The following is a 14,627-nucleotide window of genomic DNA, read 5'->3' as shown; positions in this document are numbered from 1 at the left end:
TCATGCAATTCATCAGGAACATGAAGATAGGACTCCGGCTGACCGCGGGGTTCCTGCTGGTGGTGGTGCTGACCGCGAGCATCGGCGTGATCGGCATTCGCAACCTGTCCCAGGTCAACAACCTCTCGGACCGCATGTACGACCTCGACGTCACCGGCATGAGCCTGATGCAGGAAGCCAATATCCAGTTGATCGTCGTTGGCCGCGCCATGCGCCACACCCTGCTCGCCACCAGCCAGGCCGGGCGCGAACAGTCCGCCAATCAGGCACGGGCGGCGATGGAGAAGACCCGCAAGCTGATCGCCGACGCCCGTAAAGCCTTTATCACCCAGGACGGCCTGGCCCAGCTCGATCAACTCGACGCGCCGCTCAAGGACTACGAGAACGTGGTTCAGCAAGTGCTCGCCACCCACCAGCAATCCGGGATGCTGCAGGAAACCAGCGATGTCACCGAATTGCTGCCCAAGGCGGTGATCAGCGGTGACGTGGTGGACAACCTGATGGGCCAGGTCACCCGGGGCAAACAGGACCGCGCCGCCGAGGCCAACCAGCAGATCAACGACATCGCCACCCGCTCCCAGAGCCAGATGATCGCCCTGGTCATCGCCGCCACCCTGCTGGGGATCATGATCGGCGTGCTGGTGACCCGTAGCATTACCCGTCCGCTCAACGGTGCCGTGGCCGCCGCCAACCGCATGGCCGCCGGCGACCTGGGCCAGGACTTGCCGACCTCCGGCAAGGATGAGACCGGGCAGTTGCTGACCGCCATGCAGAACATGACCTTGCGCCTGCGCAGCATTCTCGGTGACGTGCGCAGCGCCGCCGACTCGCTGTCGTCGGCGTCCGAACAGGTCAGCTCGACCTCGCAGTCGCTGAGCCAGGCGGCCAACGAACAGGCCGCCAGCGTCGAACAGACCAGCGCCTCGGTGGAGCAGATGTCCGCCTCCATCGCCCAGAACACCGAAAGCGCGAAGATCACCGACGGCATCGCCGGCAAGGCTGCCAATGACGCCGTGCAAGGTGGCGGCGCGGTGAGCGACACGGTGCTGGCGATGAAACAGATCGCCGACAAGATCAGCATCATCGACGACATCGCCTACCAGACCAACCTGCTGGCCCTCAACGCCGCCATCGAAGCCGCCCGCGCCGGCGACCACGGCAAGGGCTTCGCGGTGGTCGCCGCCGAAGTGCGCAAGCTGGCTGAGCGCAGCCAGGTCGCCGCCCAGGAAATCGGCCAGGTGGCCTCCAGCAGCGTGCGCCTGGCCGAACAGGCCGGGCAGTTGCTCAATGAAATCGTGCCGAATATCCAGAAGACCTCGGACCTGGTCCAGGAAATCACCGCCGCCTCCCTGGAACAGAGTGGCGCTGCCGGGCAGATCAATATCGCCATGGGCCAGATGAACCAGATCACCCAGCAGAACGCCTCGGCCTCCGAAGAACTGGCGGCCACCGCCGAAGAAATGAACGCCCAGGCCGGGCAGTTGCAGGAGCTGATCGGCTTCTTCCGTTTCGACGGCGAAACCGCGCCGGCCTACAAACCGCAACCGCGCAGCTTCGACAGCTACACCCCGAGTACGCGGGACGGCTTCAAGGGTCGCGCGCCGGTGGATGAAGGCCAGTTCGTCAGTTTCTCTTGAGGGCCGGATCATGACTGCCAACCTGCGCCACGGGCTCCAGGCCCTGCACGAAGTGCTGCCGGCACCGAGTATCCAGCACCTGTCGTTTCGGGTACGCCAGGCCGCCTATGCGGTGCCGATCGACGGCGTGCGCGAGATCATCGAGTACGGCGATGTCACCGCCGTGCCGATGATGCCGGCGTTTATCCACGGGGTCATCAACCTGCGTGGCAACGTGGTGCCGGTGCTCGACCTGGCGGCGCGCTTCGGCTTCGAGCTGACGGCGGCCGGCAAACGCACCTGCATCGTGATCATCGAGCCGGAACTCGACGGTATCGCCCAGCGCATCGGCCTGGTGGTGGATGCGGTGGACGCGGTGCTGGATATCGACCCGCACCAGGTGGTGCAGGCGCCACCTTTCGGTTCCGGTATCCGCACCGACTTCATCGCCGGCATGGCCCGCCACGAGCAAGGCTTCACCATCATCCTGAACATCCCCCAGGTCTTGTCCCTGGACGATATCCGCCAGCTCAGCCTGGCCGTGGCCCAGGGCAGCTGAAATGTCCAGCCAACCCATGCTGCCCAGCCTCGGCGACAGCGAATTCCGCAGTCTGCAAAAGCTTATGGCCGAGGCCTCGGGGATTATCCTCGCGCCGAACAAACGACCGTTGGTGGCCGGGCGCCTGATGAAGCGCCTGCGCCATTACCGCCTCGACAGCTACGCCGACTACCTGCGCCTGCTCGATCAGCAGGTGCACCTCAAGGAACGCCGCCTGGTGGTGGACCTGCTGACCACCAACGAAACCTATTTCTTCCGTGAGCAGGCGCACTTCGACTATCTCGGCCAGTGGCTGGGCCAGCAGCGTGGCCCGCTGAAACTCTGGAGCGCGGCCTGTTCCTCCGGCGAGGAACCCTACAGCCTGGCCATGGTGGTCCAGGAACACCTGCGCGGCGGCGACTGGTCGATCCTCGCCAGCGACCTGAGCCAGAGCATGCTCGAGAAGGCCGGCGACGGCATCTACGACATGGCCCAGGCGAAGAACTTTCCCCAGGGCTGGCTGCACCGCCATTGCCTCAGCGGCATCGGCGAGATGAGCGGACGCTTCCGCGTCCAGGCCGCACTGCGCGAGCGGGTCAGCCTGCGGGAAATCAATATCGTCCAGCCGCTGCCCGACGGGCTGGGGCGCTTCGACGTGATTTTCCTGCGCAATGTCCTGATCTATTTCAACAACGACGAAAAACAGCGCATCGTGCAACGCCTGGTCAGCCAGTTGCGTCCGGGCGGGCTGCTGTTCATCGGTCATGCGGAAAGCATCCACGGCTTCGACGTGCCGGTGCGACTGCTCAACCCCTCGGTCTACGAACGCCTATGAATCCGCCACTGTTCCTGCGCCCCGGCGACTACTTCTTCGGGCGGCACCAAGGCAGTGTCACCACCCTGCTCGGCAGTTGCGTGTCGATCGTGCTCTGGCATCCCCGTTGGCAATTGCTGGCCGTGTCGCACTATCTGCTGCCCAACGATCCGAGCGCCCGCAACGCCCTCGACACCCGTTACGGCGAAGGTGTATTCCAGCGCATGCTGGCCGACATGCGCCGCCACGGCACCCACCCCCACGAATACCGCAAAAGCATTTTCGGCGGCGGCAGCCTGGTCCGCATCGACGGCCCACCCGCCCACCGGGTCGGGCACAACAACAGCACCTTCGCCCGGGAGCAATTCAGCCTGCGCAACTGGGCGGTGGACCACTGCGACCTCAACGGCCAGCACTACCGGCGCCTGCGCATCGACGGCGCCAGCGGCCTGATCGAGTGTCAACGCAACAGCGTGCAACCGCTGCGGCTGGGGATGCGTCCACGATGATCCGGGTCTTTATCGTCGACGACTCGGCCCTGGTGCGCCAGGTGCTGACCCAGTGCCTGGACAACCACCCGAATATCCAGGTGATCGGCCAGGCCGCCGACCCGCTCTATGCCATCGACAAGATGCGCCGCGACTGGCCGGACGTGCTGATCCTCGACATCGAGATGCCACGCATGGACGGCCTGACCTTCCTGCGCCAGATCATGGCCGAGCGACCGACCCCGACCCTGATCTGCTCGACCCTCACCGAAGACGGTTCGGCAGTCGGCGTCGAAGCCCTGGCCGCCGGCGCGGTCGGGGTGTTCACCAAGGCCCGGCTGGGGCTCAAGCAAAGCCTGCTGCAACTGTCCGGCGAACTGATCCGCAAGGTCGAGGAAAGCGCCCGGACTCGGCCTATGGCCCTTCGCCACAGCGTGCCTGCCGCAGAATCCATCGCCATACCCGCGATCAACCCGCTCAGGACCACCGACCGGGTGGTCGCCCTGGGCTGCTCCACGGGTGGCACCCAGGCCCTGGAATTCATCTTGCGGCAGTTGCCACGTGACTGCCCGGGGATTGTCATCGTTCAACACATGCCGGAGAAGTTCACAGCCGATTTTGCCAGGCGCCTGGACAAGCTCTGCCAGATAGAAGTGCGCGAGGCCAGACACCTGGATCGCGTCCACAGCGGCCTGGCATTGCTGGCACCGGGCGGCCTGCACATGCAGCTCAAACGCAGCGGCGCGCACTACCAGGTAGAGGTCCTCGACGGGCCGCCGGTCAACCGGCACAAGCCGTCGGTGGATGTGCTTTTTCGTTCAGTGGCCAGACAGGCGGGCGCCAACACCTTGGGCATTATCATGACCGGCATGGGCGACGACGGGGCGCGCGGGCTGTTGGCCATGCGCGAAAACGGCGCCTGTACCGTGGCCCAGGACGAAGCCAGTTGCGTGGTCTTCGGCATGCCGAAAGAGGCCATCCGCCTGGGTGCCGCGCAGTGGGTCGAACCCTTGGCAAAGCTTGCGAAAATGATCCAGCAGTTCGGTGACAGCGCCCGCCACGGCTGACCAGCACCCGGCATCCGGACCTTGCACCCGACATAAACCATCGCAGCCCGCCCAGGCGGCTGCGCCCTTCCCTTTGCTTCATTGGGCTTGAGCTTATGCTTTGTCGAATACTGCTTGCCGACGATTACCCGCTGTTTCGCGCGGGTATGAAGGCACTGCTGGAAAAACAACAAGAATACGAAATCGTCGGCGAAGCGGGCGATGGGCAGGCGGCGATCGAGCTGGCCTCACGGCTCAAGCCGGACATTGTGTTGTTGGACATGTCCATGGAGCGGATGAACAGTGTGGCGGCGCTCAAGGAGCTGTCATTGCGCGCGCCGCGCAGCAAGGTGCTGATGCTGTCGATGCACACCGATAGCCACTTTGTGATGAAGTGCCTGCAACTGGGGGCCCACGGCTATCTGCTGAAAAATGCCACGGTGCTGGAACTGGAGCTGGCGCTCAAGGCCTTGCGCCACGGCGGCCAGTACCTGTCCTCGGCAGTGGTGCCGCTGGTGGTCGACCAGGCCGTGCGCCAGACCCACAGCCAGCCGATCCGCGCCAGCCAGGTCGCGCTGACGGCGCGGCAACTGGAAATCCTCCGGCTGATCGCCCGGGGCGAGACCACCCGTTCCATCGCGGTCGGCCTCGGCCTGAGCGTCAAGACCGTGGAGGCACACCGCTCGCAGATCATGCACCGGCTGCGGATTCACGATATCGCCGGGCTGGTGCTGTTCGCCGTGCGTGAAGGGATCATTCAGCTCAACGACTGAAGCGCCTCGCGCAATGGCGCGGGGATGCTCACCGGCAGGTTCGAGGCGCGATCGACGAACACGTGGACAAAGCGCCCGGCCGCGCAGGCATCTTCTTCACCGGCCTTGAACACCGCCAGTTCGTATTGCACCGAGCTGTTACCCAGCTTGCCGACCCGCAGGCCGATCTCGATGCGTTCGGGGAAGGCAATCGAGGCGAAATAGTCGCAGGCCGAACTGACCACAAAACCGACGACTGCGCCGTCATGGATATCCAGGCCACCCTGTTCGATCAGGTAGGTGTTCACCGCCGTGTCGAAAAAGCTGTAGTAGGTGACGTTGTTCACGTGGCCGTAGACATCGTTGTCATGCCAGCGTGTGATGATCGGCTGGAAGTGACGGTAGTCGCTGCGTTGCGGCAGGCGGTCGGTCATGGCGGGCTCTTGGGTCATGGCTGCAGGTGCTCGCTGATAAAACGGAAATAGCGCTCGCGATAGGCCGGGATTTCATTGGCCAGGTGGTGCCGGGCGTCGGGCAGCATCAGTACCTCGGGGCGGTCGAACTTGCCGCGCAGCACGCTGAGGTTATGGGTCCAGTCGACGGTCATGTCGGCCTCGCCTTGCACGATCAGCGGCCGCCGCGGGCTTTTCGCCGCGGACTCGATACCGGGAATCCAGCGCGCCAGGGCTCCGACCCAGGCCGTCGGCAGGCGTTGCGGTTGCAACGGATCGGCTTGCAGGAACGGCATGAACGCCGGGTCGTTGGTGTTCTCGCTGAAACGCCGGGCGATGCCTTTGACGAAGGGCTTGAGCAGGTAGTAACTGAACTTCGACCAGTCCCAGGCCCGTGGCCGCACCAGCGGCGAGAGCAGGATGGTCTGGCCCTGGGCCGGGCTGGCGCTGCCGTGCCGGAGCAGGTGGTCGATGATGATCGCACCGCCGGTGCTCTGGCCGAACAAGTGCCAGGGTTGCGGCAGGTCAAGGCCGCGGGCCTCATTGAAGAGGCCTTGCAACGCCTGCTGATACTGGGCGAAATCGTCGATGCTGGCCCGCTCGCCGCTGGACAGGCCGTGCCCCGGCAGATCACAGGCGATCACCGCGAAGCCCTGGTCCAGCGCCCAGTCCACGACATGGCGAAACAGGCCCATGTGATCGTAGAAACCGTGGAACAGGAACAGCGTCGCCACTGGATCGACGGGCAGCCAGAGCTGGCTCACCAGGTCGAAAGCGCCGCTGCTGAAACGGCCCAGGCGACTGGCGACTGGCGGGCTGCGCTGGGGCAGGTCGAGGCCATAGAAGCGCTGATAGGCCCGTGCCTCTTCCGACAACGGCTGCGCCGCGGCCAAGGGTCGCAGGCTGGAACGCAGGGAATTGGCGGTAAAGGTGGCGGACATAGGCTTTCCAGGTAAAGGTGCGGCAACGCCAAAGGCGTTTTACAGACCTGCGATATTCATCTGTCAGGGCGGGCATGGCAAGCTACGCGACCTTCGAGGACCGAATCGTCATGCCCCTGATGCGTCACAAGAGATTACTTGCCGGCCTGCTCGCCGTGGTTTGCGCGACAGGGCTGTGGTTCGCCTATGCCTGGTTCCAGGGCCGCTATATCCGCGCCTTCAGCGAGCAGACCGCACTCTTCACCGGCGACAGCCTGAGCCTGCCGGCGGAGCTGGCCGGACCGGGGTCGATCCGCCTGGTGCACTTCTGGGACCCGAGCTGCCCCTGCAATGTCGGCAACCAGCAGCACCTGGCGGAATTGGTCGAGCATTTCGCGCCGCTGGGGGTGCAGTTCTACTCGGTGCAGAAATCCGCGACCCACGGCCAGTTGCCGAGCACCTTGAGTGCGATCAAGGCGCTGCCCGGCTTGCCGGGGGCCGAACACCTGACGGTCAGCCCGGCGGTGGCGATCTGGGACCGCGCCGGCAAGCTGGCGTATTTCGGCCCCTACAGCCAGGGCGCCACCTGCAATTCCAGCAACAGCTTTATCGAACCGATCCTGCAGGCGCTGAGCGAAGGCCGGGCGGTGAATGCCACCCACAACATGGCGGTGGGCTGTTACTGCCCATGGCAGCCGGCCCCGTAGGGCGAACCGGACTTTTTACAGTAATCGCCCGCCCGGCCGATGCATCCCCACACTCTCCTGTGCTAAACCTTCCCGAACCAGTCCCGGTAGCCACAAGGATTCATGCATGAAACGTAGCCTGACCGTTCTCGCCGTCCTGATCGCCGCCATTGCCGGGGGCGGCCTGTGGTACGTCCAGAGCAAACAGCCGATGCGTCAGGGCCAGGTCACGCTGCAAAACCTGCAAGGGCCGGTCACGGTGCGTTACGACGACCGTGGCGTGCCGCATATCCGCGCCGAAAACGACACCGACCTCTATCGCGCCCTGGGTTACGTGCAGGCCCAGGACCGACTGTTCCAGATGGAAATCATGCGCCGCCTGGCCCGTGGAGAACTGGCCGAGGTGCTCGGGCCCAAGCTGGTGGACACCGACAAGATGTTCCGTGGCCTGCGCATCCGCGAACGGGCCGACCAATACGTCGCCCAGCTCGACAAGCAGTCCCCCAGCTGGAAGGCCCTGCAAGCCTACCTGGACGGTATCAACCAGTATCAGGCGACGCACGTCAAACCCGTGGAGTTCGACCTCCTGGGCATCGACAAGCGGCCGTTCACCGCCGAAGACACCATCAGCATCGCAGGCTACCTGGCCTACAGCTTCGCCGCCGCCTTTCGCACCGAGCCGCTGCTGACCTATGTGCGCGACAAACTCGGCGCCGACTACTTGAAGGTCTTCGACCTGCAATGGCGCCCCCAGGGCGCGTTCGGCACCCCGACGCCGCTGGCCGATGCCGACTGGAAGAGCCTCGGTGCCCTCGCCCGACTGAACGACCAGGCCCTGGAACACGCCGGCCTGCCGCAGTTCGAAGGCAGCAACGCGTGGGTGGTTTCCGGCAACCGGACCAAGAGTGGCAAGCCGCTGCTGGCGGGTGATCCGCATATCCATTTCTCGACGCCTTCGGTCTGGTACGAGGCGCATCTCTCGGCGCCGAACTTCGAGCTGTACGGCTATCACCAGGCGCTGGTGCCCTTCGCCTTCCTGGGCAACAACCAGGCGTTCGGCTGGAGCCTGACCATGTTCCAGAACGACGACCTCGACCTGATCGCCGAGAAGACCAACCCGGACAACCCCAATCAGGTCTGGTACCACGGCCAATGGGTCGAGATGACCAGCACCCAGCAGCAGATCGCCGTCAAGGGCCAGGCACCGGTCACCGTCACCCTGCGCCGCTCGCCCCACGGCCCGATTGTCAACGATGCCCTGGGCACCATTGGCGGAGCCAAGCCCATCGCCATGTGGTGGGCCTTTCTCGAGACCCCGGACCCGATCCTCGACGCTTTCTACGAGCTCAACCGTGCCGACACCCTGGGCAAGGCCCGCGCGGCCGCGTCGAAGATCCAGGCGCCGGGGCTCAATGTGGTCTGGGCCAATGCCAAGGGCGATATCGGCTGGTGGGCGGCGGCGCTGCTACCCAAGCGTCCGGCCGGGATCAACCCGGGCTTTATCCTCGATGGCAGCACCGGCGATGCCGACAAGGACGGCTACTACCCGTTCAGCGCCAATCCCCAGGAAGAAAACCCGGCGCGCGGTTATATCGTCTCGGCCAACGCCCAGCCGGTATCGCCCACCGGGATGGAGATTCCCGGTTTCTACAACCTGGCCGATCGCGGCCAGCAGTTGAACCGGCAACTGAGCGACAGCAGCGTGCGCTGGAGCCTGGAAAACACCCAGAAGTTGCAGCTGGGCACCACCACCGACTACGGCCCGCGCCTGCTCAAGCCGCTGTTACCGGTGCTGCGTGAGGTGGTGAAAGACCCGGCGGAGCTGAAGCTGGTGGAACAGCTGGCGCAGTGGAAAGGTGATTACCCGATGAGTTCCACCACGGCCACCTTGTTCAACCAGTTCCTCTATGACCTGACCTATACCGCAATGCACGACAAGCTCGGCGACGACTATTTCAAGGCGCTGCTGAGCACCCGCGTGGTCGACGGCGCCCTGCCGCGCCTGGCCGCCGATGAGCGCTCCCCGTGGTGGGGCAAGGGCCGTGCCGAGACGGTCAAGACCGCCTGGCAGGCGAGCATCGCCCACCTCAAGGGACTCTATGGCGACGACCCGGCCAGTTGGGTCTGGGGCAAGGCCCATACCCTGACCCATGAGCATCCGCTGGGCCAGCAGAAGCCGCTGGACCGCTTGTTCAATGTCGGGCCGTTCGATGCACCGGGCAGCCACGAAGTGCCGAACAACCTGTCGGCGAAAATCGGCCCGGCGCCCTGGGCGGTGAGCAACGGGCCTTCGACCCGCCGGATCATCGACTTCGCCGACCCGGAGCACAGCCTGACCATCAACCCGGTGGGGCAAAGCGGGGTGTTGTTCGACAAGTATTACGACGACCAGGCCGAGACCTATATCGAGGGCGGGTATGATCAGGTGCGCCTGGATGAAGTGGAGGTGTCAGCCAATACCCGCAGTGTGCTGAAGCTGCTACCGGGCCGATAAAACCACTGCGGTCATTGTGGCAGCCGACTGCCCGTGAGCCTTGCATCGCCTTACCGGCCGCCATCGCCGGCAAGCCGGCTCCTACAAATGCGCTCTAGCCTCCCGCCCGGCGAAGCCGTCCTGGCGCCTCGCCGTAGATCTCCTTGAACTTCTTGCTGAATGCCGCCTGGGATTGATAGCCGACCTGGACGGCGATATCGCTCAAGCCCAGGTGCGAATGGCTCAGCAAGCCGTACGCCAACTCCATCCGCACCCGCGTCAGCAACACCCAGGGCGACTCTCCGGCCACCGCGGCGAACGTGCGCATGAAGGTCGCCCGCGACATATTCGCCAACGCCGCCAGGGCCTCGATGGTCCACTCGTGGGCCGGCTCGTCGAGCATCGCCTGCCAGGCCCGGCTCAGGCGCTTGTCGGCCAGTAACGCCAGGGTCCCGCTGGCCGGCGCCTGCTGTTGCAGATAGGCCCGCAGGATCAGCGTGAACAACGCCGACGACAGCGCATCGACCAGGAACCGCGCCCCGGTCTGATCGCCATCAGCCTCCACCCGCAACAGGCTCACCAGCGCCGCCAGCTGACCGTTGGCTTGCAACGCCTGGCTGGAAATCACCAGGTACTCCGGCAACGCGGCAAACAACATCGACTCGCGCTGGTAGTGAAAGCGCCCACAGAGAATGTCCAGGTCCACCTGTTCGCCACCCAGCCGATGCACCGGCAGCAAACCGCCACGGCTGATCCGCATCGCCGCCGGCGCTACCGCTTGCCCCGGGCTGCGCAACAGATGACTGCCGCCACCGGGCAGCACCAGGATATCGCCGGCGTGCAGGCGCAACGAACGGCCGTCCGGCAATTCGGCCAGGCAGTCGCCGGACAGCACCAGATGATAAGGCGCGACCCCGACGCTTTCCTGCCCGTGATCCATGGCCCAGTCGCCCTGCAACTGGCAGCGCAGGTCGAGGCAGCCGCGGACCCCGGCGAGGGTGATGAGTTTATCGATCGAATTCATTTGCGCGTTTCGGACAAAACCTTGAGTGAATCGAACAAGAGTGACGACACCGGACAGAGGAGACTGAGCTCGTTGCCAAGCCACTTTACCCTTACCCTTTCAGGAGTTACCACTATGTTTCTCAATTGGCCCGAACTGCTGCCAACCATCAAGAATGCCTTTGGTGCCTTGGGCAAATCCAATCCGAAGATGGTCCAGGCGTACATGAAGCTGGGCGAGGCGGCGGCGGAAAACAATGTGCTGGACGCCAAGACCCGCGAGCTGATTTCCATCGCCGTGGCGATTTCCACCCGCTGTGACGGTTGTATCGGTGCCCATACCGATGCCGCGATCAAGGCCGGTGCGACCCGCGAAGAAGTGGCCGCAGCCCTGGCCACGGCGATTTCGCTGAACGCCGGTGCAGCCTATATCTACTCGCTGCATGCGCTGGAGGCGTACGACACGCTGAAATCCTGAGGTTGTGGTGAGCGGCCTTGTCGGAACGCCGCACCGCCGCGCTGGGCTGCGAAGCAGCCCCTTGTAGGAGCGAGCTTGCTCGCGATGGACGTTAACGATGACGCAGCGTTTGCTGGACGAATGCGGCGCTCTCAGGTCCATCGCGAGCAAGCTCGCTCCTACATAGCATTAGGGCTTGCCCGCGAAGGCGTCTTCCCAGACACCCTCTGACTCAAAGCAACCCCGCAAAATGCCGCCTGAACTGCTGCGGCGTCACACCCAACCGCCGCTGAAACACGCTACGCATATGGTGTGCATCACGAAAACCGCATTCATAGGCCACGGTCTTCAACGGCGCCCCGCCGCTTTCCAGCATCACCCGCGCCGCATCCACCCGCGCCCGCTCGACAAACTCCGCCGGGGTCACCTGGGTCTCCCGGGCAAATACCCTGGAGAAATTTCGCGCACTCATATTCGCCGCCCGCGCCAACTCAGCAATGCTCAAATCCCCGGTCAGGTGCTCCAGCACATACTGCTGCGCCTGGGCCACCGGTGACGAGTCCTCGGCATAGGGCGCCAGGTACGGACTGAACTGCGACTGCCCGCCCGATCGCTGGGTGAACACCACCAGCCGCTTGGCGACCTTCAGCGCCACCTGCGCACCGTGATCCCGCGACAGCAGGTACAACGACAAGTCGATCCCCGCCGTCACCCCCGCCGAAGTGAACAGCCGGTCGTCCTGGACATACAAACGATCGGCCTCGACCCGCGCCGCCGGGCACAACGCCGCCAGCGCCGACGCATCACTCCAGTGGGTGGTCACCGTACGCCCGTCGAGCAATCCGGCCCGGGCCAGCATGAAGGCGCCGTTGCAGATCGAACCGAAGCGCTCGGCGCGAGCACTGGCCCCACGCAACCAGGTATGAAAGGCCTCACCAAAATCCAGCCCCGGCAAACTCGGCCCGCCGGCGCACAACAGCAGGTCATAAGGCTCCACGGCCTCGCTGAAATGCCGATGTGCCTGGATCGCCAGACCGTTGGAACAGGCCAGCCAGCCGTGCTCGACACCGATCACTTCCAGCCGGTATTGCGCCTCGGGGGGCAGGAAGCTGTTGGCTTCGGCGAAGACGTCCAGGGGCCCGGTGACGTCCAGGGACTGGACACCGGGAAACACCACCACGGCAAGGGTTCGGGTCATGGGCGGGCCTCAATGCAAGTCAGCGTTACGGTAACGCAAGCCTCCAGGCGATGCGACAGCCACTTCTATCGCGCACACGCACTGGCGTGGAACCCACCCCGAATGGCCGGATTCGCCACCTTGTGTCGATTGTTGCCATCACGCCCTGGCGCCACACTGAACCCATCAGCGCCAACCGGGCGCTCCCCCCAAGGAAATCTCGACATGAGCAACAACATTGCTGGCATCAAGATCCCCGACAGCGCCCTGGCCAAAGCCACCACCGAATACATCCGCGACGTGGAAAGCGATCTGCTCTACCACCACTCGCGGCGGGTCTTCCTGTTCGGCGCCCTGAGTGGGGAGCGCAAGCAACTGGCCTACGATCCGGAGCTGTTGTACGTCGGCGCGATGTTCCATGACCTCGGACTGGTGGAAGGCCATCGCAGCGATGACGAACGTTTCGAAGTCGACGGCGCCAATGCGGCCAAGGTGTTCATGAAGCCTTACGGGCTGTCGGATGACGATATCGAGCAGGTCTGGTTGTCGATTGCCCTGCACACCACGCCGGGCGTACCGCAGCATCTGCGGCCGACGGTGGCGCTGGTCACGGCCGGGGTGGAAATGGATGTGCTGGGGATGGATTACGCAGCGTTCCCAAGCGCCCAGCGCGAAGCGGTGGTGCATGCGCATCCACGGGGGGAAGGCTTCAAGGAGTGCATCATCTGCGCGTTTGCCGAGGGCCTGCGCCATCGGCCGCTGACCACATTCGGCAACGTGAAGACCGATGTGCTGAAGGACAAGGACGCGACGTTCAAGCCGATGAATTTCGTTGATGTGATCCGGCATTCGCCTTGGGCCGAGTAAATCTCCAAGGACGCCACAAACCTTGTAGGAGCCGGCTTGCTGGCGATGGCGTCAGTAAGAACAGCGCCAAACCCAAGGGCCTCATCGCCGGCAAGCCAGCTCCTACAGTACTGCGTCGTTCACTGCACTTGTGCACGACACAATATTGCAGGAGCAGGGCCTACGCGGTCTCTGCCACCTGGGCCCGACGCACATCCGGCTGCTTCCAGGAGTCCGCCGCGCTTTCTTCGATGGCCAACTGGATGGCTTTCTTGCGACGCTCTTCGGCCTGACGGCTGAAGTACCAGACCAGGAAGGTCACAATCGACACCGCCAACAGAATCAGGCTCGCCACCGCGTTGATCTCCGGCTTCACGCCCAAACGCACCGCCGAGAACACTTCCATCGGCAAGGTTGTCGAACCCGGCCCCGACACGAAGCTGGCCAACACCAGGTCATCCAGCGACAGCGCGAAGGACATCATCCCCCCCGCCGCCAACGACGGCGCGATCATCGGGATAGTGATCAGAAAGAACACCTTCCAAGGCTTGGCGCCCAGGTCCATGGCCGCCTCTTCGATGGACAGGTCCAGCTCCCGCAGACGCGCCGACACCACCACCGCGACATAGGCCGCACAGAAGGTCGTGTGGGCGATCCAGATGGTGACGATGCCACGTTCCTGGGGCCAACCGATCATCTGCGCCATGGCCACGAACAGCAGCAACAGCGACAGACCGGTAATCACTTCCGGCATCACCAACGGCGCCGTCACCAAACCACCGAACAGCGTGCGGCCCTTGAAGCGGGTAACCCGGGTCAGGACGAATGCCGCCAAAGTCCCCAGCGCCACTGCGGCCACTGCGGTGTAGCAGGCGATTTCCAGGGAGCGGGCCACCGAGCCCATCAGTTGGGTGTTATCCAACAACCCCACATACCACTTCACCGACCAGCCGCCCCACACCGTCACCAGCTTGGAGGCGTTGAACGAGTAGATCACCAGGATCAGCATCGGCAGGTAGATAAACAACAAGCCCACTACCAGCATCAGGCTCGAAAAACTGAAGCGCTTCATTCTTTGCCCTCCATTTCCTTGGCCTGACTACGGTTGAACAGAATGATCGGCACGATCAGGATCGCCAGCATCACCACGGCAAGGGCGGACGCCACCGGCCAGTCACGGTTGTTGAAGAATTCCTGCCACAGCACTTTACCGATCATCAGGGTTTCCGGACCGCCGAGCAGCTCGGGGATCACGAACTCACCCACCACCGGGATAAACACCAGCATTGCACCTGCGATGATGCCGTTCTTCGACAGCGGCACGGTGATCTTCCAGAAGCTGTTGAAGGTACTCGAACCC

At 64.1% G+C, this 14,627-nt stretch carries 16 protein-coding genes and 1 pseudogene; 11 read left to right on the top strand and 6 right to left on the bottom strand.

Features of this window, described 5'->3' with window-relative positions; genetic code table 11:
- Window positions 1–2: 2 nt before the first annotated feature.
- The 7 genes and pseudogenes from HX866_RS35060 to HX866_RS27730 all read left to right on the top strand — a co-directional run.
- Window positions 3–359, top strand: a pseudogene (locus HX866_RS35060) (MCP four helix bundle domain-containing protein); the annotation flags it as partial.
- Between the two features lie 141 nt (window positions 360–500).
- Window positions 501–1,637 carry a methyl-accepting chemotaxis protein gene (locus HX866_RS27755; protein ID WP_442604711.1) on the top strand — a complete coding sequence of 379 codons (1,137 nt, stop codon included), beginning with the start codon at window positions 501–503 and terminating at the stop codon, window positions 1,635–1,637.
- 10 nt (window positions 1,638–1,647) lie between these two features.
- Window positions 1,648–2,175: a chemotaxis protein CheW gene (locus HX866_RS27750; RefSeq protein ID WP_177091035.1), complete on the top strand. Its 528-nt coding sequence runs from the start codon at window positions 1,648–1,650 to the stop codon at window positions 2,173–2,175.
- Between the two features lies 1 nt (window position 2,176).
- Window positions 2,177–2,989 carry a CheR family methyltransferase gene (locus HX866_RS27745; RefSeq protein WP_177091037.1) on the top strand — a complete coding sequence of 271 codons (813 nt, stop codon included), beginning with the start codon at window positions 2,177–2,179 and terminating at the stop codon, window positions 2,987–2,989.
- Entirely contained in the window at window positions 2,986–3,477 is a 492-nt protein-coding gene (locus HX866_RS27740; RefSeq protein ID WP_177140852.1) for a chemotaxis protein CheD, read from the top strand. The genes HX866_RS27745 and HX866_RS27740 overlap by 4 nt, the downstream gene beginning before the upstream one ends.
- Window positions 3,474–4,523 carry a protein-glutamate methylesterase/protein-glutamine glutaminase gene (locus HX866_RS27735; RefSeq protein ID WP_177103147.1) on the top strand — a complete coding sequence of 350 codons (1,050 nt, stop codon included), beginning with the start codon at window positions 3,474–3,476 and terminating at the stop codon, window positions 4,521–4,523. The genes HX866_RS27740 and HX866_RS27735 overlap by 4 nt, the downstream gene beginning before the upstream one ends.
- Before the next feature lie 95 nt (window positions 4,524–4,618).
- Complete coding sequence (locus HX866_RS27730) at window positions 4,619–5,275, top strand: response regulator transcription factor (RefSeq protein WP_177091043.1); 657 nt, start codon at window positions 4,619–4,621, stop codon at window positions 5,273–5,275.
- On the opposite strand, the gene HX866_RS27725 is transcribed toward HX866_RS27730, so the two are convergent.
- Window positions 5,260–5,688, bottom strand: coding sequence for an acyl-CoA thioesterase (locus tag HX866_RS27725; RefSeq protein ID WP_177103149.1), 429 nt, complete (start codon window positions 5,686–5,688; stop codon window positions 5,260–5,262). The genes HX866_RS27730 and HX866_RS27725 overlap by 16 nt on opposite strands.
- A gap of 14 nt (window positions 5,689–5,702) precedes the next feature.
- A complete protein-coding gene (locus tag HX866_RS27720; RefSeq protein WP_177140851.1) occupies window positions 5,703–6,647 on the bottom strand; it encodes an alpha/beta hydrolase in 945 nt (314 codons plus the stop codon).
- 110 nt (window positions 6,648–6,757) lie between these two features.
- Here HX866_RS27720 and HX866_RS27715 point away from each other — a divergent pair, with 110 nt between their 5' ends.
- Complete coding sequence (locus HX866_RS27715) at window positions 6,758–7,333, top strand: DUF6436 domain-containing protein (RefSeq protein ID WP_177140850.1); 576 nt, start codon at window positions 6,758–6,760, stop codon at window positions 7,331–7,333.
- Between the two features lie 106 nt (window positions 7,334–7,439).
- Entirely contained in the window at window positions 7,440–9,806 is a 2,367-nt protein-coding gene (locus HX866_RS27710; protein ID WP_177140849.1) for a penicillin acylase family protein, read from the top strand.
- 94 nt (window positions 9,807–9,900) lie between these two features.
- On the opposite strand, the gene HX866_RS27705 is transcribed toward HX866_RS27710, so the two are convergent.
- On the bottom strand, window positions 9,901–10,809 hold the full coding sequence (locus tag HX866_RS27705; RefSeq protein WP_177140848.1) for an AraC family transcriptional regulator: 909 nt from the start codon (window positions 10,807–10,809) through the stop codon (window positions 9,901–9,903).
- A 114-nt stretch (window positions 10,810–10,923) separates the two neighbouring features.
- Here HX866_RS27705 and HX866_RS27700 point away from each other — a divergent pair, with 114 nt between their 5' ends.
- The gene (locus tag HX866_RS27700) at window positions 10,924–11,265 is read left to right on the top strand and encodes a carboxymuconolactone decarboxylase family protein (RefSeq protein ID WP_177091053.1); all 342 of its coding nucleotides are present in this window, start codon (window positions 10,924–10,926) and stop codon (window positions 11,263–11,265) included.
- Between the two features lie 211 nt (window positions 11,266–11,476).
- Here HX866_RS27700 and HX866_RS27695 read toward each other — a convergent pair whose 3' ends face one another.
- Window positions 11,477–12,442 (bottom strand): GlxA family transcriptional regulator, encoded by a 966-nt coding sequence (locus HX866_RS27695; protein WP_177140847.1) that lies wholly within the window; start codon window positions 12,440–12,442, stop codon window positions 11,477–11,479.
- Between the two features lie 204 nt (window positions 12,443–12,646).
- On the opposite strand from HX866_RS27695, the gene HX866_RS27690 reads away from it, so the two are divergent.
- Window positions 12,647–13,288, top strand: coding sequence for an HD domain-containing protein (locus HX866_RS27690; protein ID WP_177091056.1), 642 nt, complete (start codon window positions 12,647–12,649; stop codon window positions 13,286–13,288).
- Between the two features lie 160 nt (window positions 13,289–13,448).
- Here the strand turns inward: HX866_RS27690 and HX866_RS27685 are convergent, their stop codons facing one another.
- Window positions 13,449–14,339 carry an ABC transporter permease subunit gene (locus HX866_RS27685; protein WP_177091058.1) on the bottom strand — a complete coding sequence of 297 codons (891 nt, stop codon included), beginning with the start codon at window positions 14,337–14,339 and terminating at the stop codon, window positions 13,449–13,451.
- The coding region (locus HX866_RS27680; RefSeq protein WP_177140846.1) for an ABC transporter permease subunit at window positions 14,336–14,627 on the bottom strand (292 nt) is incomplete at its 5' end. The genes HX866_RS27680 and HX866_RS27685, both read right to left, overlap by 4 nt.

This window comes from Pseudomonas gingeri (assembly GCF_013386165.1).
GTDB classification, from domain to species: Bacteria; Pseudomonadota; Gammaproteobacteria; order Pseudomonadales; family Pseudomonadaceae; genus Aquipseudomonas; species Aquipseudomonas gingeri_C.
This window is presented reverse-complemented; position numbering and strand designations above follow the sequence as displayed.

What these genes read in the sequence shown, in the direction of transcription:
- HX866_RS27755 (WP_442604711.1), top strand. Translation starts at nt 501, where the DNA reads ATGGGCCAGGTCACCCGGGGCAAACAGGACCGCGCCGCCGAGGCCAAC.
- HX866_RS27750 (WP_177091035.1), top strand. Translation starts at nt 1,648, where the DNA reads ATGACTGCCAACCTGCGCCACGGGCTCCAGGCCCTGCACGAAGTGCTG.
- HX866_RS27745 (WP_177091037.1), top strand. Translation starts at nt 2,177, where the DNA reads ATGTCCAGCCAACCCATGCTGCCCAGCCTCGGCGACAGCGAATTCCGC.
- HX866_RS27740 (WP_177140852.1), top strand. Translation starts at nt 2,986, where the DNA reads ATGAATCCGCCACTGTTCCTGCGCCCCGGCGACTACTTCTTCGGGCGG.
- HX866_RS27735 (WP_177103147.1), top strand. Translation starts at nt 3,474, where the DNA reads ATGATCCGGGTCTTTATCGTCGACGACTCGGCCCTGGTGCGCCAGGTG.
- HX866_RS27730 (WP_177091043.1), top strand. Translation starts at nt 4,619, where the DNA reads ATGCTTTGTCGAATACTGCTTGCCGACGATTACCCGCTGTTTCGCGCG.
- HX866_RS27725 (WP_177103149.1), bottom strand. Translation starts at nt 5,688, where the DNA reads ATGACCGACCGCCTGCCGCAACGCAGCGACTACCGTCACTTCCAGCCG.
- HX866_RS27720 (WP_177140851.1), bottom strand. Translation starts at nt 6,647, where the DNA reads ATGTCCGCCACCTTTACCGCCAATTCCCTGCGTTCCAGCCTGCGACCC.
- HX866_RS27715 (WP_177140850.1), top strand. Translation starts at nt 6,758, where the DNA reads ATGCCCCTGATGCGTCACAAGAGATTACTTGCCGGCCTGCTCGCCGTG.
- HX866_RS27710 (WP_177140849.1), top strand. Translation starts at nt 7,440, where the DNA reads ATGAAACGTAGCCTGACCGTTCTCGCCGTCCTGATCGCCGCCATTGCC.
- HX866_RS27705 (WP_177140848.1), bottom strand. Translation starts at nt 10,809, where the DNA reads ATGAATTCGATCGATAAACTCATCACCCTCGCCGGGGTCCGCGGCTGC.
- HX866_RS27700 (WP_177091053.1), top strand. Translation starts at nt 10,924, where the DNA reads ATGTTTCTCAATTGGCCCGAACTGCTGCCAACCATCAAGAATGCCTTT.
- HX866_RS27695 (WP_177140847.1), bottom strand. Translation starts at nt 12,442, where the DNA reads ATGACCCGAACCCTTGCCGTGGTGGTGTTTCCCGGTGTCCAGTCCCTG.
- HX866_RS27690 (WP_177091056.1), top strand. Translation starts at nt 12,647, where the DNA reads ATGAGCAACAACATTGCTGGCATCAAGATCCCCGACAGCGCCCTGGCC.
- HX866_RS27685 (WP_177091058.1), bottom strand. Translation starts at nt 14,339, where the DNA reads ATGAAGCGCTTCAGTTTTTCGAGCCTGATGCTGGTAGTGGGCTTGTTG.